The 18518-nt window shown below is 67.5% G+C and carries 20 protein-coding genes and 1 tRNA gene; 10 read left to right on the top strand and 11 right to left on the bottom strand.

Features of this window, described 5'->3' with window-relative positions; genetic code table 11:
• Positions 1-23 precede the first annotated feature (23 nt).
• Positions 24-416 carry an Arc family DNA-binding protein gene (locus QOZ99_RS17995; protein ID WP_306891381.1) on the bottom strand — a complete coding sequence of 131 codons (393 nt, stop codon included), beginning with the start codon at positions 414-416 and terminating at the stop codon, positions 24-26.
• Positions 417-502: 86 nt separating this feature from the next.
• On the opposite strand from QOZ99_RS17995, the gene QOZ99_RS17990 reads away from it, so the two are divergent.
• The 5 genes from QOZ99_RS17990 (at position 503) to QOZ99_RS17970 (ending at position 3660) form a co-directional block, all read left to right on the top strand.
• Positions 503-718, top strand: coding sequence for an Arc family DNA-binding protein (locus QOZ99_RS17990; protein WP_306891380.1), 216 nt, complete (start codon positions 503-505; stop codon positions 716-718).
• A gap of 30 nt (positions 719-748) precedes the next feature.
• Positions 749-1384: a hypothetical protein gene (locus tag QOZ99_RS17985; protein ID WP_306891379.1), complete on the top strand. Its 636-nt coding sequence runs from the start codon at positions 749-751 to the stop codon at positions 1382-1384.
• A gap of 10 nt (positions 1385-1394) precedes the next feature.
• Entirely contained in the window at positions 1395-1733 is a 339-nt protein-coding gene (locus tag QOZ99_RS17980) for a hypothetical protein (RefSeq protein ID WP_306891377.1), read from the top strand.
• A 406-nt stretch (positions 1734-2139) separates the two neighbouring features.
• Complete coding sequence (locus tag QOZ99_RS17975) at positions 2140-2367, top strand: DUF2190 family protein (protein ID WP_306891376.1); 228 nt, start codon at positions 2140-2142, stop codon at positions 2365-2367.
• A gap of 204 nt (positions 2368-2571) precedes the next feature.
• Positions 2572-3660 (top strand): tyrosine-type recombinase/integrase, encoded by a 1089-nt coding sequence (locus QOZ99_RS17970; protein WP_306891375.1) that lies wholly within the window; start codon positions 2572-2574, stop codon positions 3658-3660.
• On the opposite strand, the gene QOZ99_RS17965 is transcribed toward QOZ99_RS17970, so the two are convergent.
• From QOZ99_RS17965 to QOZ99_RS17955, 3 genes are all read right to left on the bottom strand, one after another.
• A tRNA-Arg gene (locus tag QOZ99_RS17965) sits at positions 3661-3737 on the bottom strand.
• A gap of 329 nt (positions 3738-4066) precedes the next feature.
• Positions 4067-5386, bottom strand: a complete 1320-nt coding sequence (locus QOZ99_RS17960; protein WP_306891374.1) for a glycoside hydrolase 5 family protein — start codon at positions 5384-5386, stop codon at positions 4067-4069.
• Positions 5379-6839, bottom strand: a complete 1461-nt coding sequence (locus QOZ99_RS17955) for a sensor histidine kinase (RefSeq protein WP_306891402.1) — start codon at positions 6837-6839, stop codon at positions 5379-5381. Before QOZ99_RS17955 ends, QOZ99_RS17960 begins: the two co-directional genes overlap by 8 nt.
• A gap of 563 nt (positions 6840-7402) precedes the next feature.
• On the opposite strand from QOZ99_RS17955, the gene rpmH reads away from it, so the two are divergent.
• From rpmH to QOZ99_RS17930, 5 genes are all read left to right on the top strand, one after another.
• Positions 7403-7537, top strand: coding sequence for a 50S ribosomal protein L34 (gene rpmH / locus QOZ99_RS17950; RefSeq protein WP_183191444.1), 135 nt, complete (start codon positions 7403-7405; stop codon positions 7535-7537).
• Between the two features lie 65 nt (positions 7538-7602).
• Positions 7603-8004, top strand: coding sequence for a ribonuclease P protein component (gene rnpA, locus QOZ99_RS17945; protein ID WP_183191443.1), 402 nt, complete (start codon positions 7603-7605; stop codon positions 8002-8004).
• Positions 8001-9815 carry a membrane protein insertase YidC gene (gene yidC / locus QOZ99_RS17940; RefSeq protein WP_306891373.1) on the top strand — a complete coding sequence of 605 codons (1815 nt, stop codon included), beginning with the start codon at positions 8001-8003 and terminating at the stop codon, positions 9813-9815. The genes rnpA and yidC overlap by 4 nt, the downstream gene beginning before the upstream one ends.
• A gap of 161 nt (positions 9816-9976) precedes the next feature.
• Positions 9977-10726, top strand: a complete 750-nt coding sequence (gene yihA / locus QOZ99_RS17935; protein ID WP_306891372.1) for a ribosome biogenesis GTP-binding protein YihA/YsxC — start codon at positions 9977-9979, stop codon at positions 10724-10726.
• 127 nt (positions 10727-10853) lie between these two features.
• Positions 10854-11927, top strand: coding sequence for an NAD(P)-dependent alcohol dehydrogenase (locus QOZ99_RS17930; protein WP_306891371.1), 1074 nt, complete (start codon positions 10854-10856; stop codon positions 11925-11927).
• Positions 11928-12057: 130 nt separating this feature from the next.
• Here the strand turns inward: QOZ99_RS17930 and QOZ99_RS17925 are convergent, their stop codons facing one another.
• From QOZ99_RS17925 to lptC, 7 genes are all read right to left on the bottom strand, one after another.
• On the bottom strand, positions 12058-12402 hold the full coding sequence (locus tag QOZ99_RS17925; RefSeq protein ID WP_306891370.1) for an XRE family transcriptional regulator: 345 nt from the start codon (positions 12400-12402) through the stop codon (positions 12058-12060).
• 272 nt (positions 12403-12674) lie between these two features.
• Positions 12675-13139, bottom strand: coding sequence for a PTS IIA-like nitrogen regulatory protein PtsN (gene ptsN / locus QOZ99_RS17920; protein ID WP_183191438.1), 465 nt, complete (start codon positions 13137-13139; stop codon positions 12675-12677).
• A 76-nt stretch (positions 13140-13215) separates the two neighbouring features.
• Positions 13216-13824 (bottom strand): ribosome hibernation-promoting factor, HPF/YfiA family, encoded by a 609-nt coding sequence (hpf, locus tag QOZ99_RS17915; RefSeq protein ID WP_306891369.1) that lies wholly within the window; start codon positions 13822-13824, stop codon positions 13216-13218.
• A 231-nt stretch (positions 13825-14055) separates the two neighbouring features.
• Positions 14056-15642: an RNA polymerase factor sigma-54 gene (rpoN, locus tag QOZ99_RS17910; protein WP_306891368.1), complete on the bottom strand. Its 1587-nt coding sequence runs from the start codon at positions 15640-15642 to the stop codon at positions 14056-14058.
• 65 nt (positions 15643-15707) lie between these two features.
• Complete coding sequence (lptB, locus tag QOZ99_RS17905; protein WP_306891367.1) at positions 15708-16613, bottom strand: LPS export ABC transporter ATP-binding protein; 906 nt, start codon at positions 16611-16613, stop codon at positions 15708-15710.
• Positions 16614-16782: 169 nt separating this feature from the next.
• On the bottom strand, positions 16783-17541 hold the full coding sequence (locus QOZ99_RS17900) for an LptA/OstA family protein (RefSeq protein WP_306891366.1): 759 nt from the start codon (positions 17539-17541) through the stop codon (positions 16783-16785).
• A gap of 10 nt (positions 17542-17551) precedes the next feature.
• On the bottom strand, positions 17552-18193 hold the full coding sequence (lptC, locus tag QOZ99_RS17895; RefSeq protein WP_306891401.1) for an LPS export ABC transporter periplasmic protein LptC: 642 nt from the start codon (positions 18191-18193) through the stop codon (positions 17552-17554).
• Between the last annotated feature and the right edge of the window lie 325 nt (positions 18194-18518).

The raw sequence follows: 18518 nt of genomic DNA, 5'->3' as shown, positions 1-18518 counted from the left end.
GTTTGGATTCGGAGGGCATTCGCTCACTCTGGGAACTTCATCTCTGATTGTCGGTCTTGTTGATTCTCATCTGGGGCCCTCTTAGGACGATATGATACGTCCCGATCCATAAGTATTCGAACTTCGTTTTTTATATCTTCTCTAAATCCAACAGGATATTCGGTCTCATTAATAATGATATCAACGTACTTTAGCAAAGCATCTATAAGATCATCCTTAATTTCTAAAATAGAAGACAAATTATTAATTTCATTTATCACACGCCTCGTATACGGAGATGAGCCAAAAGCGCTGCTTTCGATCCGAGAAATAATCTCTGCATTTATCGATCTATCATTAAGCTTCGCCTCCCACTCAATCTGCGCTTTGAGGCTTGGAGGAATTCGCAGCCGGAAATGAGGGTCATCTTTTGCCATGACGCACCTATGGCGCACTTTTCGCTTGACGCCAATGACGCACTGGTGCGCTATATGCCTCACCAGTGCGTCATCGAATTTGATTCATGCCCAGCAAACACCCTCAGATGAGAATTCGCCTACCACCGGGCTTCAAAGCTTTCATCGAGACGCAAGCCTCGCGCAACGGCTCCTCGCAGAACTCGGAAATCGTGCGCTGCATCCGCGAGCGCATGGACTGCCTGGAATCGGGCGCGATGGTCGCGCGGCCGCCGGGTGAGAACATCCTGTTCCGCGACACGCCGCCGACCCGCACGACCTGACCTGATCGCCGCATCACAGGAGAGACCACCATGAGCCACGCCTCGGCGGGGAACGGCCCCACTTTGCCGTCCGATCCGTTCGCCTATTTCCAGACCACGACGTTTCAGACCCTGTTCATGTCCCTCTGCGAGGGGATGAGCCGAGGCGTGATGGTGTCGCCTCGCGACGCTCACGAGCACCTCGGCTGCAGCAAGGAAGAATGGCTCGCCTATCTCGAATCGGTGACCGACGCGAAGGGCGAGGCATGGGTGCATGTCGGCGACGACCAGTACGTCACGATCGAAATGGGCCGGCCGGGCGGCACGGCGCCGACGGCCACGCCGGATATGCTTGCCGCCCTCAGCGGCGATCGCAAGATCGCGCTCGATATTATCATCCCGCGCCTGCGGCACCTGCGCAGCCTTTCGCGCGAGCACCATGTGCATGGCATGGCGCGGCAGAGCGATGGCACCTTCGCGACGCAGATCGAGGACCGGATCCAGCTGCACGAGCTGCACCTCAGCTTCACCGACAAGCCGGAAGGCACCTTTTTCCGCATCGAGCGTGGCGGGCACGGCAAGCCGCTGATTGCCGGCTACTACGACTGCAGGGGGCACACGGCGCGGGCGCATGGCCCCGTCCACATCATCACCTGGCGCCGCGGCTGGGAAGACCGGCTGTTCTGAGGAGGCTCGCATGGGCAACGTCGTCAACCTCATCCCGGCACCGACACTGGCGTGCAGCCGCAAGCGCGAGGAGGCGCTCGGCGTCATCATCCCGCGCCTGAAGCGCCTGCGCAGCACCGCCGGCGCCTATGGCATTGCCGGCCGAGTAACCTTCGACATAGCCACCGTCAACGACCTGACGTGCCACTTTCACGAGACGGCGGAAGGCATCTATTTCCGCGTCGATGCCGACGGCGACCGCCGGCCGCTGATGACTGGCTATTACGACAATCGCGGCCGCACGGCGCAGACCCACGGGCCTGTGCACGTCATGAGCTGGCGCCGCGGCTGGGAAGACCGGCTGTTCTGACAGCCGGCCCCCTTCACAATCGATCGATGGAGACAACGGACATGAGCCGGGACCTTTTCGGAGTGAGTGTGACCGCCGACGTTCTGCGATCGACCCGCCTGCGGCTGGAAATGGTGCCGGGCGATTCGATGCAACCGACCCTGCGCGGCGGCTGGGACTATGTGCTGGTGCAGCCCGTGACGCGCTATCAGGGCGAAGGCATCTATCTCGTCTGTGACGACTTCGGCAGTTGGAAGCTCTCCCGGGCATCCAGCGTGCTCGGGGGCAAGAAGGGGCAAATCCTCCTCTACGTCGACAACAAGCATTATGGCGAGCGCCTGGTGACGTGCGACTGGTTCGAGGAGAACGTGCTCGGCATCGTGGTCGCCGACATCAAGGTACGCGACGATCAGGCGTTGCGCGCGGCGTGTGGGGTGCCGAAGGCGCGGCGCTGGAGATCGCCATGCGCGGCGTGTTCGACCTCCCCAAGACCTCCGCGCAGGCGTGGACGGTTGGCGCCAAGATCTACTGGGATAGCGCCAACGGCCTCGCCACCACGACCGCCAGCGGCAACAGCCTGATCGGCACCGCCCTCGCCGCCGCCGCCAACCCCTCCGCCACCGGCCGCGTCCGCCTCAACGGCGTTACGGTCTAAGGGAGGGCGAGGATATGGCCAGGAGGCCCGCGCTCATTCCTCAGTCGGACGCGACGCGCCTATTCAAGGCCGCGCGCGCGGCGGGATATGCGCGGGCCCGGCTCATCAGCCATCCTGACGGCCGGCTTGAAATCGTGGGCGAGGACGTGGAAACCGCTCCGCTGACCACAGAACTGTCTCCCTTCGAAAAATGGAAGGCGGGCAATGCGAGCTAGGCTCAAAGGCATCAACACAATTCGTCGGAAGCTGGCGACGGGAAAGATTGCCACTTACTACTACCATCGGGCGAGCGGAAAGCGCATCGAGGGTGAACCCGGCTCTCCCGCGTTCATTGCCTCGATTGCGGCAGCCGAGAGCAGCATGCGCACCCGTGCCAGCGGCACGCTTTCCGGGCTCATCCGGGACTTCGAGGAGACCGCGAAGTGGCGCCGGCTCGCCGAGAGCACCAAGGGCGAGTATCGACGTGTGTTCGCCTTCTGGGATGCCAAGTATGGGAGTTGCCCCTACGCGGCACTGGAAGACAAAGCGTTTCGGCGCGACGTACTCAAGTGGCACGACATGTTCTCGGCCGAGAAGCCGAGAGAGGCCGACAACCGCGTCACGATCCTTGCCCGCATTCTTTCATGGGCGGCGAAGGACGGCCCCCTTGATGTCAATGTGCTCGATGGATTCGACCGCGCCTATCAGGGCGATCGGTCTGATAAGATCTGGCTCCCCGAGCATGTCGAGGCCTTCATGGCCGTGGCGACGCCGGAGATGCAGCTCGGGCTGGTGCTAGCGCTCCACACCGGCCAACGCCAGGGCGATCTGTTGAGCCTCGCATGGGGCAACTATGATGGCGTGCGCATCACGCTTCGACAGGGAAAATCACGACGGGCAGGGCGCGAAGGCAGGCTTGTCACGATTCGATGCACCAAAGCGCTCAAGGACACGCTGGACGGCCTCACGAAGCGCTCAACCCTGATCCTCACCACGAAAACCGGGCGCGCCTTCAAGAAGCGTTACTTCGCCGAGCAGTGGGAGGCGACGTGCAAGGCCGCCGGCATTGACGACCTTCACTTTCACGACCTGCGAGGAACGACGGTTACCATGCTCTTTCAAGCCGGTTGCAACCTCGGCGAAATCGTCGCCGTGACCGGTCACTCGCTGCGCCGAGCCCAAGAGATTCTCGACAGATATCTCGCCCGCACGAGCACCATGGCGGACAACGCCATAGCCAAGCTGGAGAACGTCTTGGAAACGGAATTTGCAAAACGGACTGCAAACCGCGAGGTGCAGACCGATGTTAAGTGATGGCGCGCCCGAAGAGATTCGAACTCCTGACCCCCAGATTCGTAGTCTGGTGCTCTATCCAGCTGAGCTACGGGCGCCCGGCTTCCCGTTGGAGCGGGAAGCACGTCTCGCTGCTGTTGTGCAGCGGCGAGGGCCCGTGAGCTACCCCGATTCATCGAACATTGCAAGACGTGCCGACGACTTGTTGCGCTGTCCACAGGCAAAGATGCCGACGGGCCCGGTTACCGTCGTCCGCCGCCCGCTCTTTGCGGGGGCGGACGACACCGGCTTTCGAGTGCCTGTCCTCCTGCCGCCGGGCGGGGTGTGCACGGCCCAAAACCGATCCGCCGCAACGTTTGCAGCTGTGCCACCCTGCGTGAACGATCGCGCCCGCAAAACCGCGCCCGCGATCACCGGCCGGCCGGCGTCAACGCACCTCGAACGGCATGTTGGCGGTTGCCGCCGCGCCGCGGGCGTCCAGGATCTCGACGAAGACGCGATAGCGGCCGGGTGGCAGTCCGGCGATTCGCGCGCCGGTTGGCCCGGCAAGGCGCACCGCGGCGGGAAAGGCGGGCGGCACTGCCTCCGCGTCGCCGCCAATGCCGCGCGAGGCGCTCTCGGCCATCACGCTCCAGCGCACCTCGATCGGGTCGCCGTCGGGGTCGAGCGCTTCCAGCGCGAAAGCCCCCTCCCCGCCCGCCGGCCAGCTGGCGAAGGGCGCGCTGGGATCGCTCGCCACGCGCAGGGAGACGATGCGCGGGGCGTGGTTGCCGCCCGGCACGCGTCCGCCCCAGGCCTCCGCCATCGCCTCCGCGCCTTCGGTCCACTCACCCCCGGGCAGCAGCAGGCTGTGCCAGCCCGGCGTCACTTCCTGCTTCTGCCCCCACAGGAAGACGATCGCTCCGGTGTCGCCCAGCGCCTTGAGATAGCGGCGCAGCTGGATCGCCTTCTGCGTCGAACTGGGCTCGAAGGGCGCGCCCCATGGCGCGTGCGCCGCCTGCCACTGGCCGAGCGCGCCAAGCTCGGTAACGATGATCGGCCCGCGCCAGCCCTGCTCGCGGGCGCGGGCCGTGACGGAATAGAGCGCATCGCCATAGGAATTGAGCCCCAGCACCTCAAGGCTCGGCGCGCGGGCGATGAGCTTTCGCACCTTGTCGGTGCCGGTCTCGGCCAGCACGGCGAGGGTGGGGTGGTCGGGGTCGACCCGCCGCACCATGGCCGCCACTTGCTCGATCACCGGCCATATGGCCGAATCATCGGCGAGGTCGACCTCCACCTCGTTGCCGATGCCCCACATCAGCAGCGCGGGATGGCGGCGGTATTTTTCGACGATGGTCTCCAGATCGGCGAGCTGGCGCGCCGCGAAGGCCGCGTCCCCATAATCGGCGCCCTGGCGCGGCTGTCCCACCCACAGACCGGCAATCACCTTGAGCCCGGCCTTCTGCGCCGCGTCGAGCATGGGGCCGGGATCCCCGCCATAGAGGCGCAGCGTGGTCGCTCCGAGCGCGGCAAGTTCGTCCAGCGGGCCCTCGCCCGCCGCGCCGCGCACCGCGAAGGGCTTGCCGTCCACCAGGATGCCGGTGCCGGCGATCGTCACGACGACGGGTTGATCGGCGGGTTGACGGGTCGTCTGGGCGACGCCGGGTAGCCCCGGCAGGCCAAGCGCGGGCAGCGCCAGCGCCGCGGCGAGGAGCAGGCGAGGCCAGGCGGTGCAGCCCGACAAAGCGGCGCGGCGCGGCTCACCCATGCGAGCGGGCCGCGCGGCGGGCGCCAAGGTCCACCGGCCGATCCGGCAGGCGCAGCTGGAAGGTCGCGCCGATCGTGCCGGGCACCAGGCGGATATCGCCGCCATGGGCCCGCACCAGTTCGGCGGCGATGGGCAGGCCGAGCCCGGTACCCCCGCGCCGCGCCGAGCTCTGGAACGGCTCGAACAGATGCTCGCGGGAGCGCTCTGGCACGCCGGGACCGGTATCGGCCACCTCGATGATGGCGATGGCGCCCTCGCGTCGGCCGGTGATGCGGATCTGGTCGCGGGCCGCGTCGTTGGGCGCGCGGGCGGACAGCGCCTCCATGGCGTTGCGGCAGAGATTGAGCAGCACCCGGAACAGCTGGTCGGGATCGGCATCGACCTTCATGCCGCGCTCGATCGAGGCCACCCAGCCGATGACGGCGCCCTCCTCGCCGAGGCCGAGCGTATCGCGCACCTCGTTCACCAGCGGGGCGAGCGCCACCATGCGCTGCTCGGGCGGGGGCTCCTGCGCGCGGCCATAGGCCAGCGTCTGCTCGCAATAGGCGATGGCACGGTCGAGCGCGGCCTCCAGCTTGGGGGCGAAGCGCTGCACCGCGGGGTCGCGTATGTCGGCCAGGCGGTCGGAAATGAGCTGCACCGAGGCGAGCAGGTTGCGCAGGTCGTGGTTGATCTTCGACACGGCGAGGCCGAGCGCGGCGAGATGATTCTTCTGCTGCAGCGTCTCGCCGATCTGCCGCTGCATGGCGACGAATTCGCGCTCGGCGAGGCCGATCTCGTCCATGCGGGTCTGCGGCTCCACCGCCGCCGCCGGCCCCGCCGGGTTCTCGCGGAAGGCCACCATGCGCAGCGTCAGGCGGCGCATCGGCCGCACGAACATCCAGGCGAGCCCGAGATAGACCAGCGCCCCGGTCAGCGCGGCGATCACCAGCGAGACCAGCAGGATATTGCCGGTGAAGCGCAGCATCGCCTTGCGCAGCGGCGTTTCCCTGAGCACGATTTCGACGAAGCCGCCGCCGCGCGGCGGGGTGCCGACCACGCGCAGAATCCGCCCGTCATGGGCGATGAGCGTATCGAAGGCCTGCGACACCGCCTGCCAGGGAGCGATATCGCGCAGGTCGGTATGGGCGTCGACCTCCGGCGGCATCTCGGTGGAGACCAGCAGGCGCCGTGTATTGTCGCGCTTCAGCGCCACCGTGATGGCACCCACGCTGCCGAGCAGTTCGCGCGTCAGTTCGGGCGAGATCATGCCCTCGGGCGCGGCGTCGAGCACGAGGGCCGCGGTGCGCGCGCCGGACAGCCGGTCGGACAGCCAGTTGATGCGGAAGGCGGCGACCGCCGGCACGATGATGAGCACTTCCGCCAGCAGCACGAAGGCGAGGGTGAACACCAGCAGCTTGCCGGACAGGCCGAGATGACGCGCCGCGGCCGGTGTCCCGGTGGCGGCCCCCATGGCGGCATCGCGGGCGGCAGAATCACGGGCGACCCCCTCGCTCCCCGCCGGCAGGGCGCGCGCGCCATCGCCGGCCGACGCGGGCGCTTGCCTCTCGCCCGGCAACCCGGCCATGCCGCCTGTGCCTTCCAGCCGCTCGTCCATCGTGCCCCTTGCTCGCGCTTTCCGCGCTTCCCCTACGCGACCCGAAAATTGCGGCGGGCCCGCGACGAAACCGCACGATCGCCCGCACCCAATCCCGACGCGCTCGCGTTCACGTGATGTATGGCGCGCGCGGCCAAACGCCAGAGGGCAGCCGCGGGATCGCGCGGCTCGCGCACGGTTCATGTCGCGGGGATGGCCGGCCGCCGCCAACGGCCCGCCATCCAATTGACCGGACAAGTTGGCGCACACACGTTGACTTCGCCCGGCGCGCCTCCTATAAGCCCGCTCCAACCACGGCTGCCCTCGCGGTCGGGTTGCCTCCCGCATGTGCGCTGGACGTCGCGATCTGCATCGTGGTCCGCCGGATGTGGGAAGCATTCCGATCGAGGCAGCGTTTTCGAACTAGCGGAGATAGACCCGTGAAGCGCACTTATCAACCGAGCAAGCTCGTGCGCGCCCGGCGGCACGGCTTCCGTGCGCGCATGGCGACCCGCAACGGCCGCAAGATCCTCAATGCCCGGCGGGCCCATGGCCGCAAGCGCCTGTCCGCCTGATTCCGTTCTTCGGCCCCATATGGCTGGGGCGCGCCGCCCTGCTGCCTGAGGATCGGCGCCCCGCCATGGACCGGATCGTCAAGCGCAAGGACTTTGTGGCCGCAGCCTCCGGGCTGCGCGCCAATTCGGGCGCCCTGCTGCTGCAGGGCCGCGCACGCGCGGATGAACACTGCCCGCGCATCGGGCTTACCGTCACAAAGAAGCACGGCAATGCCGTCGAGCGGAATCGCATCCGCCGACGCCTGCGCGCCGCCGTGCGGGATGCCCTGCCACGCGCGGGCAAGTCCGGCTTCGATTATGTAATCGTCGCCCGGCGCGCCGCGCTCGGCGTCCCCTTTGCCGATCTCATCAACGACATCGAGCGGGGCATCGCCCGCCTTCATTCGGGAAGCCGACGTCCGCCCAGGCCTGCACGCGACAGCGCGGCGCAGCCTGTGGCCCGCGCCGACGGAGAGAAGCTGCCATGACGTCCGAAAACCGCAACATGATCGTCGCCATCGTGCTTTCGATGGCCGTGCTGATCGCCTGGCAGTACTTCTCCGGCATCCCGCAAATGGAACAGCAGCGCCAGCAGCAGACGGCGCAGCCATCCGGTCAGGGTTCCACCGCGCCGCAGCCGGGCGTCGAGCCCGCTCCCGGCACCACCGCTCCCGCCCCCGGCGCCATCGCCGCAAAGCCGGCGACCCGCGAGGAAGCCCTCGCCCGCTCGCCGCGCGTCATCGTCGACACGCCGCGCGTCATCGGCTCGGTGGCGCTCAAGGGCGGACGGCTCGACGACCTCTCGCTCAAGAATTATCGCGAGACCGTGCAGCCCGACAGCCCGATCATCGTGCTGCTTTCGCCCTCGGGCGCGCCCAGCCCGTTCTATGCCGAATTCGGCTGGGTGCCCGGCGCGGGTGCCAGCGTGAAGGTGCCGGACGGCGACACCCTGTGGACCGCCCCGGAGGGCGCCCGGCTGACGCCGCAGGCGCCGCTGGTGCTGACCTGGGACAATGGCGCGGGCCTTCTCTTCCGCCGCACCCTGACGATCGACGAGAACTACATGTTCCACGTCGCCGACGAGGTGGAGAACACGACCGGCGCGCCAGTGGCGCTGCACCCCTACGCGCTCGTCTCGCGCCACGGCACGCCGCACACGCTCGGCTACTACATCCTGCACGAGGGCCTGATCGGCGTGACCTCGGAGGGCGGGCTGCACGAAATCAAGTACCACGACATCGCGGAGAAGAAGAGCGTCACCTTCCCGTCGGTCGGCGGCTGGCTCGGCATCACCGACAAGTACTGGGCGGCGACCGTCATCCCCGACTCGAAGGAGAAGGTTCAGGCGCGCTTCTCCGCCGCGCAGACCGGCAACGACATCACCTATCAGACCGATTTCCTCGGCGATGCCGTCACCGTCGACGCCGGTGCGAAGGCCACGACCGAGGGCCGCCTGTTTGCGGGCGCCAAGGTGGTGCAACTCGTCGATGGCTACCAGGCCAGCTACAATATCGACCGCTTCGACCTGCTGATCGACTGGGGCTGGTTCTATTTCATCACCAAGCCGCTGTTCCTGGTGATCGACTGGATCTACCACTGGGTCGGCAATTTCGGCGTCGCCATCCTGATCGTCACCGTTCTGCTCAAGGGCATTTTCTTCCCGCTCGCCAACAAGAGCTATGCCTCGATGGCGAAGATGAAGGCGGTGCAGCCGGAAATCGCCGCGCTCAAGGAACGCTTCGGCGACGATCGCGTGAAGCTGCAGCAGGAGATGATGGAGATCTACAAGAAGGAGAAGATCAACCCGATCGCCGGTTGCCTTCCTATCCTGATCCAGATCCCGGTCTTCTTCGCGCTCTACAAGGTGCTGTTCGTCACCATCGAAATGCGGCACGCGCCGTTCTTCGGCTGGATCCGCGACCTTTCGGCGCCCGACCCGACCACCATTTTCAACCTCTTCGGCATCATTCCGTGGGATCCCGGCCAGGTGCCGGTGATCGGCCACTTCCTGATGCTCGGCGTGTGGCCGATCATCATGGGCTGCACCATGTGGGCGCAGATGAAGCTGAACCCGGCCCCGCCGGACCCGACGCAGAAGATGATCTTCGACTGGATGCCGCTGATCTTCACCTTCATGCTGTCGTCCTTCGCATCGGGCCTGGTCATCTACTGGGCGTGGAACAACACTCTCTCGGTGATCCAGCAGTCGATCATCATGCGTCGCAACGGCGTGAAGGTCGAACTCTGGGACAATCTTCGGGACACGTTCATCCGCAAGAAGAAGCCCAAGGCCGGCTGAAGCGCCCCTCACCACCCGCCCGGCGTGACCCGGCCGGTTCATCCATCAGGCGGCGCGAACGGCTCTGGAGCGGTTCGCGCCGCTCGTCTTTCAAGCCTGCCCTCCGCCCGCCCGGCACCGCCCGGCTTGCGGAACGCCGCCGGCCGGTCGATAAGCGCTACATGAGCACTCCCGACAAAGACCTTCCCGCCCACGCCCCGGCCGATGCCACGCGTCAGGATTCGGCCCAGGCTTCGGCCCAGGCTTCCGCACCGGCCCCGCCGGAGGACGCGGCGCTGACCGAGGCCGGCCGCAAGCTGTTCGCGGGCGAATGGCAGTTCATTTCCGCCGCGCCCACCATCCCGACCCTTCCCGCCATGCGGGGCATCGAGATTGCGCTGGCCGGCCGCTCCAATGTGGGCAAGTCCAGCCTTGTCAACGCGCTCACCGGCCGCAAGGCGCTGGCGCGCACCTCGGTGACGCCGGGGCGCACGCAGGAACTGATCTTCTTCGGTGTCGGCCCGGACCTGACCCTGGTCGACATGCCGGGCTACGGCTTTGCCAAGGCGCCCAAGGAAAAGGTCGACGCCTGGACCGCCACCGTCCGCGCCTATCTGCGTGGCCGCGCCAATCTCGCCCGCGTCTTCGTGCTGATCGATGCCCGCCACGGCCTCAAGCCGGTGGACATCGAGATTCTCGACGGGCTGGACAAGGCCGCCGTTTCCTATGCCATCGTGCTGACCAAGGCCGACCAGCTCAGAGGCGGCGAGCTGGAGCAGCGCATCGCGGAGACGCAGGCCGGCCTCGCCCGCCGCCCGGCCGCCTTCCCCACCGTCTTCCCCACCTCCAGCCGGGAGGGCAGCGGCATCGCCGAACTGCGCGCCGCCGTGGTGCGGCTCATGGCGGAGCGCGGCATGGGCCCCGCCGCCTGAGACCCGCCGCCTGAGGTCTGCCGCCTGAGACCCGCCGGCTGGCATACGCTGAGCCGGCGATTGACCGGCGTCATGGCGGCTTCCACGGCGTGGCCTATTCTGACGGCTCGTCAACCCGGAGCCTGTCATGCCCAAGATGAAAGCCGCCATCTTCGTCGAGAACGGACGCATCGTTCTCGACGAGAAGCCGATCCCCGATGTGGGGCCGCTCGACGCATTGGTGAAAATCACCACCACCACGATCTGCGGCACGGACGTGCACATCCTCAAGGGCGAGTACCCCGTCGCCCGGGGCCTCACCATCGGCCATGAGCCGGTCGGCGTGATCGCCAAGCTCGGCTCGCAGGTCACGGGATATCGCGAGGGCCAGCGCGTCATCGCCGGTGCCATCACGCCGAGCGGGCATTCCTATGCCTGCCTGTGCGGCTGCGGCTCGCAGGACGGGCCGGGCACCAAGCACGGTTTCAAGGCCATGGGCGGCTGGAAGTTCGGTAACACCATAGACGGCGCGCAGGCCGAATATGTGCTGGTGCCCGATGCCCTGGCCAATCTCGCCCCGGTGCCGGACGAACTGAGCGACGAAGAAGTACTGATGTGCCCGGACATCATGTCCACCGGCTTTTCCGGCGCGGAGAGCGGCGCGGTGCAGATCGGCGACACGGTGGCAGTGTTCGCGCTGGGCCCGATCGGCCTGTGCGCGGTGGCCGGCGCGAAGCTGAAGGGGGCGACGCGCATCATCGGCGTCGACACGGTGCCCGAGCGCCTCGCCATCGCCGCCCGGCTCGGCGCCAGCCATGTGGTCGATTTCAAACAGGGCGACGTGGTCGAGCAGATCCTGGCGCTGACCGACGGGCGCGGCGTCGATGTCGCCATCGAGGCGCTCGGCACGCAGAATACCTTCGAATCAGCGCTCAAGGTGCTGCGCCCGGGCGGCACGCTGTCCTCGCTCGGCGTCTATTCCACCGACCTGCGGATTCCGCTCGGTGCCTTCTCGGCCGGCCTCGGCGACAACAAGATCGTCACCACGCTCTGCCCAGGCGGCAAGGAGCGCATGCGCCGGCTGATCGACGTCATCGCCTCCGGCCGCGTCGACCTCAAGCCGCTGGTGACCCACCGCTTCAAGCTGGACGACATCGAAGCGGCCTATGACCTGTTCGCGCACCAGCGCGACGGCGTGCTCAAGGTGGCCATCACGCCGTAGCCCTCACGCCAGGGCCGCGCCCGGCCGCCCGCTCCCCAACCGGAGAGGGGCGAGCCGCGGCGCGTGCGGACGCCGAAACCCATAAACGGTGGCCGCCCCCCCACGGGAAGGGCGCCATCCGCCCGCGGACTCACACGTCGTTGGCGGAACTCAGCCGCTCGGCGGGGATATAGCCGCCCGCCTGCTTGATGCGCAGGCCGGGCCCGCCGCCGCTGCTCGGCTCGCCCGGCGCGAGAAAATCGATGCCGGCAGCTTCGAGCGTCCGCCGCAGGCGCTCGCGCTCGCTCGCCCCCTCGACGGCGCCCTCCCTTGCGCCATCGCTGAGCTCGCGGCCCTCCTCGAAGCTGCGGAGCCACTCCACGCCGACGCGGGCGCGCTCGGCGAGTTCATCGCCGGCCCAGCCGAGCAGCGCCCGCGCGGCGCGGCACAGTTCGGGCGATAGCGCCGGATTGCCGGAAAGGACGGTCTCAGCCATGGGGAAGTCTCCTCGTCCAGAGCATTTTCGGTGCAGCCCGGCTCACGGCGAATGCTCCGGATATTCAACTCCACCGGAGCTTTTCACGCGAGCCGGTATCCCATTCGCCTGAAAACGCCCAAGGCGGCATCGTCCATGACGCATCAGACGACACATGGGCAGGAGATAGGGCACGCGCCGCCGGATGGTAGCCACCCGTGCGGACCAGCACCGACGCATCGACCGATTCGCCGTTGCCCCGTCCTGCCCCGCGCCGCCCCGCCCCGCGCCGCTCAGGCCGCGTCCGAAGCCGGCGCGCCGGTGAGAATCGCATGGATCGTGGCGGCGTCGCGGGAGGCACGCAGCTTCCTCGCGACTTCCGGGTCGCGCAGCAGCCGCGCCACCCGCGCCAGCGCCTTGAGATGATCCGCCCCCGCCGCCTCGGGCGCGAGCAGCAGGAAGACGAGATCAACCGGCTCGCCGTCCAGCGCCTCGAAATCGATCGGCTTCTCCAGCCGCGCGAACAGGCCGAACAGACGGTCCATCTTGGCGAGCTTGCCATGGGGAATGGCGATGCCGTTGCCCACGCCGGTGGAGCCGAGCCGCTCGCGCTGGTTCAGCGTTTCGAAGATTTCCCGCTCGTCCCGGTGCAGCAGTTCGGCGGCACGGGCGGCCAGTTCCTGCAGCGCCTGCTTCTTGCTGCCGACCCGCAGGGCCGGGAAGACCGCGGGAACCGCCAAAATGTCGTTCAGGGCCATTGCAGGATCCGGGTCGTGGCGAGAGCGGGCGCGCGGGACACCAAAGCGGCCGCACGCCCTTCACGCAGATAGAGGGTCAATGGACGTCTTCAGCCGCGGCAAGGGCCGGCGCATCGACCCAGCCGACATGCCCGTCCGCCCGTCGATACACGACATTGATGCGCCCATGGCTGGCATGGCGAAACACCAGCACCGCGGCGCCGCTGAAATCAAGCTCCAGCACCGCATCGCTCACCGACAGGCGGCGCAGGCTGGTGGTCGATTCGGCGACCACGGTAGGGCTCCAGCCCTCGACCGCCTCTTCCTCGTCGTCGGGGGCGGAGAGCACCGTCAGCGCGGCCTGCTCCGGGGCGAAGACGCCGGCATCGATCCCATTGCTGTCGCCGCTCGGGGCGCGGCGCTTGAAGCGGTCGCGGTAACGGCGCAGGCGCGTCTCGATCCGCTCCACCGCCGCATCGGCGCTGGCATAGGGATCCTGCGCATCGGCATGCGCCTGCAGAATCGTACCGCTATCGAGATGCAGCGCGCAGTCCGAGCGGTAGCCGGAGCCCTCGCGGGCCACCGTGACGTGGCCGGACCAGCCGCCGTCGAAATACTTGCCCATGGCGCCGGCAACGCGGTCAGCAACCCGCTGCCTCAATGCCTCGCCTACGTCGAGATTTTTCCCAGAAACCCGCAGCGGCATCGTAACTAGTCCCTCTGCTGGGGCATGCCCGCGGCGCCCGTTCGCGTCCGCGACCTGCCCGAACCCCCTACTTGCCCGGCCGGTGCCTTAAAGAGGTAGGAGCCGCGAGAGGAAGTGTCAACGAGGGCCGTGGACAGGTGCCATCACACCCCCGCCATATTCTGGCGCCGACCCTGCCATCATACCGCCGCACGGCTGCCGGGAGTCGCTCATGCGGGCTGTGGAACCCGCTCAGCCCGCAGCGGCGGCGGCCTGCTTCTCGCGCCGGCGCTGCACGGAGGACGGGATGCGCATCGCCTCGCGATATTTCGCCACGGTGCGCCGCGCAATGTCGATGCCGGCCTCGCGCAGCCGCTGCACCAGCGTGTCGTCGGAGAGCACATCATCGGCCGACTCCGCATCGATCATCTGCTTGATGCGGAAGCGGACCGATTCCGCCGAATGCGCCTCGCCACCATCGGACGAGGAAATGGAGGACGAGAAGAAATACTTCATCTCGAAGATTCCGCGCGGCGTCGCCATGTATTTATTGGACGTCACGCGCGACACGGTAGATTCGTGCATGCCGATCGCATCGGCCACCATGCGCAGGTTCAGCGGCCGCAGATGCTGCACGCCGAGCGAAAGGAACCCCTCCTGCTGCCGCACGATCTCGGTCGCCACCTTCAGGATGGTGCGGGCGCGCTGGTCGAGCGAGCGGGTCAGCCAGGTCGCCGTCTGCATGCAGTCGGAGAGGAAGGCCTTCTCCTTGTCGCCGCGCGTGGTCTTCTGCACGCGTGCATAATAGGCCTGGTTCACCAGAACGCGCGGCAGCGTCTCGGAATTGAGCTCGACCAGCCAGTTCTCCGGCGCCCCGCGCACGAACACATCGGGCACGATCGGCTGGATCATGCCCGAGCCGAAGGCCAGGCCCGGCTTGGGGTTCAGCCGGCGGATCTCGCCGACCATTTCGACGAGATCCTCGTCGTCCACCGCGCAGACCCGCCGCAGCGTGGCGAATTCACGCCGCGCCAGCAGTTCGAGATGGGCGAGCAGGGCCGCCATGGCGGGGTCGTAGCGGTTGCGCTCTTTCAGCTGGATGGCGAGGCACTCGGCGAGCGAGCGCGCGCCGATGCCCGGCGGATCAAAGGTCTGCACCACTTCCAGAACCTTCTGCACCGTCGCCAGCGGCGCGCCGAGACGCTCGGCGACGGCGGAAAGGTCCGCCGTGAGATAGCCGGCCTCGTCGATCAGGTCGATCAGATGGGTGCCGATCAGCCGCTCCACCGGATCGCTCACCGCGAGCGTGAGCTGGCCCTCGAGATGATCGGCAAGCGTCGTGGCGGCGGAGAGGAAGGATTCGAGATTGTAGTCGTCATCCTCGCGCCCGCCCCCGCCAACGCTGGACCAGTCGGAAGAGCCGGCGCCCTCGCCGGCCGGCTGCAGCCGCGGGGTCTCGCGGCCGGTATCATCGGGAAAGACATTCTCGAGCCCGGTATCGAGCCGGTCCTCGATGGCGCTGCGGCTCATGTCCAGCCGGTCTTCCAGCCAGTCGGCGGTGGGCGCCTCGGTGGCGTCCGCCGTGTGGGCGCGCGGGTCGAGTTCGTGATCCTCGCTGCGCTGCACCACGTCGCCCGGCCCGACCACGGCCTCCACCTCGATGCGCGTGCCCTCGGGCTCGGCCTGACGTTCCAGCAGCGGATTGCGCTCCAGCTCGGCCTCGACATAGGCGATGAGGTCGAGATTGGAGAGCTGCAGCAGCTTGATCGCCTGCATCAGCTGCGGCGTCATGACAAGCGATTGCGTCTGGCGGAATTCGAGACGCGGACTCAACGACATGGCGCGCGACCTCCGGAGGCGGCATCGGCACAGGCAATGACGGGCGGCGGCGAGGGCGCGTCCATCTAGAGGCGGAACTCCTCGCCGAGATAAAGCCGGCGCACTTCCGAGCTCGCGACGATCTCGTCGGGCGAGCCTTCCATGAGCACCGTTCCGGAATGGATGATGTAGGCCCGGTCGATCAGCCCGAGCGTCTCGCGCACATTATGGTCGGTAATGAGAACGCCGATGCCGCGCTCGGTAAGATGGCGCACCAGCGCCTGGATATCGCCCACCGCGATGGGGTCGATGCCGGCGAAAGGCTCGTCCAGCAGCATGAAGGTCGGCCGCGAGGCCAGCGCCCGGGCGATCTCCACGCGGCGCCGCTCACCACCCGACAGCGCGATGGCGGGCGACTTGCGCACATGGGTGACGCGGAACTCCTCCAGCAGCGCGTCCAGCTCGCGCTCGCGCTTCTTGCGGCTCGGCTCCACCGCCTCCAGCACGGCGCGGATATTGTTTTCCACCGAGAGGCCACGGAAGATCGAGGCTTCCTGCGGCAGATAGCCGACGCCGAGGCGCGCGCGACGGTACATCGGCAGGCCGGTGACGTCATGGCCCTCCAGCTCGATACGGCCGGCATCGGCCTTCACCAGCCCGGTGATCATGTAGAAGATCGTGGTCTTGCCGGCGCCGTTCGGCCCGAGCAGGCCGACCGCCTCGCCGCGCCGCACATGCAGGTTGGCGTCGCGCACCACCTTGCGCCCGCCATAGGACTTGGCGAGGCCGATGGCGCTCAGCACCCCCTCGCCCGACTCAACGTCGTCCCAATAGGCATCCTGCGACGAAGCGCCGCCCCCGGCATACGGATCGTCGGGGCCTCGCGATGGCGACGCCGCATCGCGCCGCGCGCCCGTCTCGCCACCCTGGTAGGACGGCTGGCCTTGCGAAGCCTGGCCGCCACGCCCGCTCAAACCCGAGAAAACACCCACGCGCACCCTCCGTGGTGGAGACACCACGACAAAGGTGTAAACGCTCCGGCGCGCTCTGGCAAACCCGCATATGCAAAAAGCGGGCCGAATGGCCCGCTCCGCACGAATGCTGATACATCTCAAAGGGCTCGCGCCCAACGACACCCCGCCGGCAGCGCCGGCAGCGCGCTCAGGGATTCGGCTTCGCAGCCGGCTTGGGCGCAGCAGCCGGGGCGCCGGCGGCGGGCTTGGTGCCGGGTAGATCGCCCTTCATGCTGTTGGGCACGATCAGGCTTTCGATACGGCCGCCCTCGAAGCGCGACGTGCCGCTGGTGAGATCGACGGTCAGCTTCCTGCCGCGAATGACGTTCGGCCCCTGGGTCAGCACCACCGGGTTGCCGGTGAGGGTGATGGTGTTCGCCGCCGTCTCGAACACGCCCTGGTCGCCGGTCGCCGTCTGCTCCTTGGTGGTGACAACCACCGAGCCGTTGATTTCGAGGCGCCGTATGGCGGAGGAGTTGATCGGGCTGCCGGCACCGACCGCGGCCGGCGCCGGCGTGCCGGCGGCAGCCGTCTTGGCCTCGCCCGCCTTGGCCTCACCAGTCTTGCCGTCCACCGCAGTCTTGCCGTCGTAGAAAACCACCAGTTCCTTCGATCGCATGGTGGTGTCGCCCTGCGTCACCACGACATTGCCGGAGAAGATGGCCTTCTTGTCCTGGTCGAGCACTTCCAGGCTGTCCGCATCGATGCGGATCGGCTGGTCGCGGTTGGACGCAAAGCCCTGCAACGCATTCGGCACGCTGCGCGTTTGTGCAAACCCGGCATGCGGGGCACAGACGGACAGGAATATGGCGGCGGCGGCAAGGCGGGGGAGCGCGATCATGACACCATGTCTAGCCGTGAGCGGGCGCGCATTCAATGCTTCGCGTCCAAGCTTTGTCGCGCGCACCCGCTTTGCATCACGGCGAGCCGTCGACCATCGAGCGGCGCAGCGCCGGATCGCCCACCGGCGATGCCGCGTCGCCGGCCTTCCCGTCCGTCGGCAGCTTGAAATAGAGCTGCACCCGGCCGGTCAGCAGCGCGCGCGCGTCCTTCTGCCAGACCTCCATGCGGTCGGCCGTGAGCTTGCCGTCGAGATAGGTCAGCACGACCGGATTCTCGGTCGACAGCCGCCCGCCCTTGATGTCGACGGTGGCGTCCTGCAATTCCCCGCCATAGCCGGAGGAGGTGGAGAAATGCACGCCGTCGCCGAGCGTGATCTGCTCGACCTTGGTGTCGTAGCTGCCGGTCTGGGCGATGAGCCGCGCCCAGCCCTGATCGGTCAGTTCCAGATTGGCGTTGATCTTCTTCAGGTCGATCTTGTTCGGCTGGGTGAGGTCCTGCGCGGCGGTTTCCGCCGTCACCTTGTAGCCGCGATTATCCTGGGTGAATCCCTGCAGCTTGGGAGACTCCATCACCACCTGGGTGCCCGAGAACGAGACGCGCCCGAGCTCGAACGGCAGGTCGACCGACAGGCTGAACGGGTTGAGATATTGCACCGCCAGCACACCGCCCGCCACGAGCAGGACGCCCGCCGGGAGTGCGCGACGCAAGAAGCGCACGCGGCGGCTGTGGCGCCGGGCGCGGGCGAAGTCATCACGCTCGCGACGCGTGAGCCCGGACGCATGCATGGCGTCAGGCTCCGCGGCCGCTTTCGCGCGGACTGGAGGTTCCACGTGGCGATTCATGCGCGACGACACATCCCCGGCAGCCCGGCTCCCTCCGGCCCAATTGCAAGATGGCGGCTTAACACGCCGCATGCAAGCACGCCGCCATCCGGCTGGCGACCGGGCGACGCTTGCAGGCCCGTTTAAGCGAAAGATTGCGGCGACCGTGGGTCCCCGTCCGGGCGGGACCGCGCACGCGGGCCGGAACAGGATCGCCGCG

Origin of the sequence: Ancylobacter amanitiformis (assembly GCF_030814815.1) — a bacterium.
Classification (GTDB): domain Bacteria; phylum Pseudomonadota; class Alphaproteobacteria; order Rhizobiales; family Xanthobacteraceae; genus Ancylobacter; species Ancylobacter amanitiformis.
Note: the sequence above shows the minus strand (reverse complement) of the source record. Positions and strands in the feature narration are given on the sequence as shown.

What these genes read in the sequence shown, in the direction of transcription:
- QOZ99_RS17970 (WP_306891375.1), top strand. Translation starts at nt 2,572, where the DNA reads ATGCGAGCTAGGCTCAAAGGCATCAACACAATTCGTCGGAAGCTGGCG.
- hpf (WP_306891369.1), bottom strand. Translation starts at nt 13,824, where the DNA reads ATGCCGCTGCGGGTTTCTGGGAAAAATCTCGACGTAGGCGAGGCATTG.
- QOZ99_RS17925 (WP_306891370.1), bottom strand. Translation starts at nt 12,402, where the DNA reads ATGGCTGAGACCGTCCTTTCCGGCAATCCGGCGCTATCGCCCGAACTG.
- QOZ99_RS17955 (WP_306891402.1), bottom strand. Translation starts at nt 6,839, where the DNA reads ATGGGGGCCGCCACCGGGACACCGGCCGCGGCGCGTCATCTCGGCCTG.
- QOZ99_RS17985 (WP_306891379.1), top strand. Translation starts at nt 749, where the DNA reads ATGAGCCACGCCTCGGCGGGGAACGGCCCCACTTTGCCGTCCGATCCG.
- QOZ99_RS17960 (WP_306891374.1), bottom strand. Translation starts at nt 5,386, where the DNA reads ATGGGTGAGCCGCGCCGCGCCGCTTTGTCGGGCTGCACCGCCTGGCCT.
- yihA (WP_306891372.1), top strand. Translation starts at nt 9,977, where the DNA reads ATGAGCACTCCCGACAAAGACCTTCCCGCCCACGCCCCGGCCGATGCC.
- rpoN (WP_306891368.1), bottom strand. Translation starts at nt 15,642, where the DNA reads ATGTCGTTGAGTCCGCGTCTCGAATTCCGCCAGACGCAATCGCTTGTC.
- QOZ99_RS17930 (WP_306891371.1), top strand. Translation starts at nt 10,854, where the DNA reads ATGCCCAAGATGAAAGCCGCCATCTTCGTCGAGAACGGACGCATCGTT.
- ptsN (WP_183191438.1), bottom strand. Translation starts at nt 13,139, where the DNA reads ATGGCCCTGAACGACATTTTGGCGGTTCCCGCGGTCTTCCCGGCCCTG.
- rnpA (WP_183191443.1), top strand. Translation starts at nt 7,603, where the DNA reads ATGGACCGGATCGTCAAGCGCAAGGACTTTGTGGCCGCAGCCTCCGGG.
- yidC (WP_306891373.1), top strand. Translation starts at nt 8,001, where the DNA reads ATGACGTCCGAAAACCGCAACATGATCGTCGCCATCGTGCTTTCGATG.
- QOZ99_RS17995 (WP_306891381.1), bottom strand. Translation starts at nt 416, where the DNA reads ATGGCAAAAGATGACCCTCATTTCCGGCTGCGAATTCCTCCAAGCCTC.
- QOZ99_RS17980 (WP_306891377.1), top strand. Translation starts at nt 1,395, where the DNA reads ATGGGCAACGTCGTCAACCTCATCCCGGCACCGACACTGGCGTGCAGC.
- QOZ99_RS17990 (WP_306891380.1), top strand. Translation starts at nt 503, where the DNA reads ATGCCCAGCAAACACCCTCAGATGAGAATTCGCCTACCACCGGGCTTC.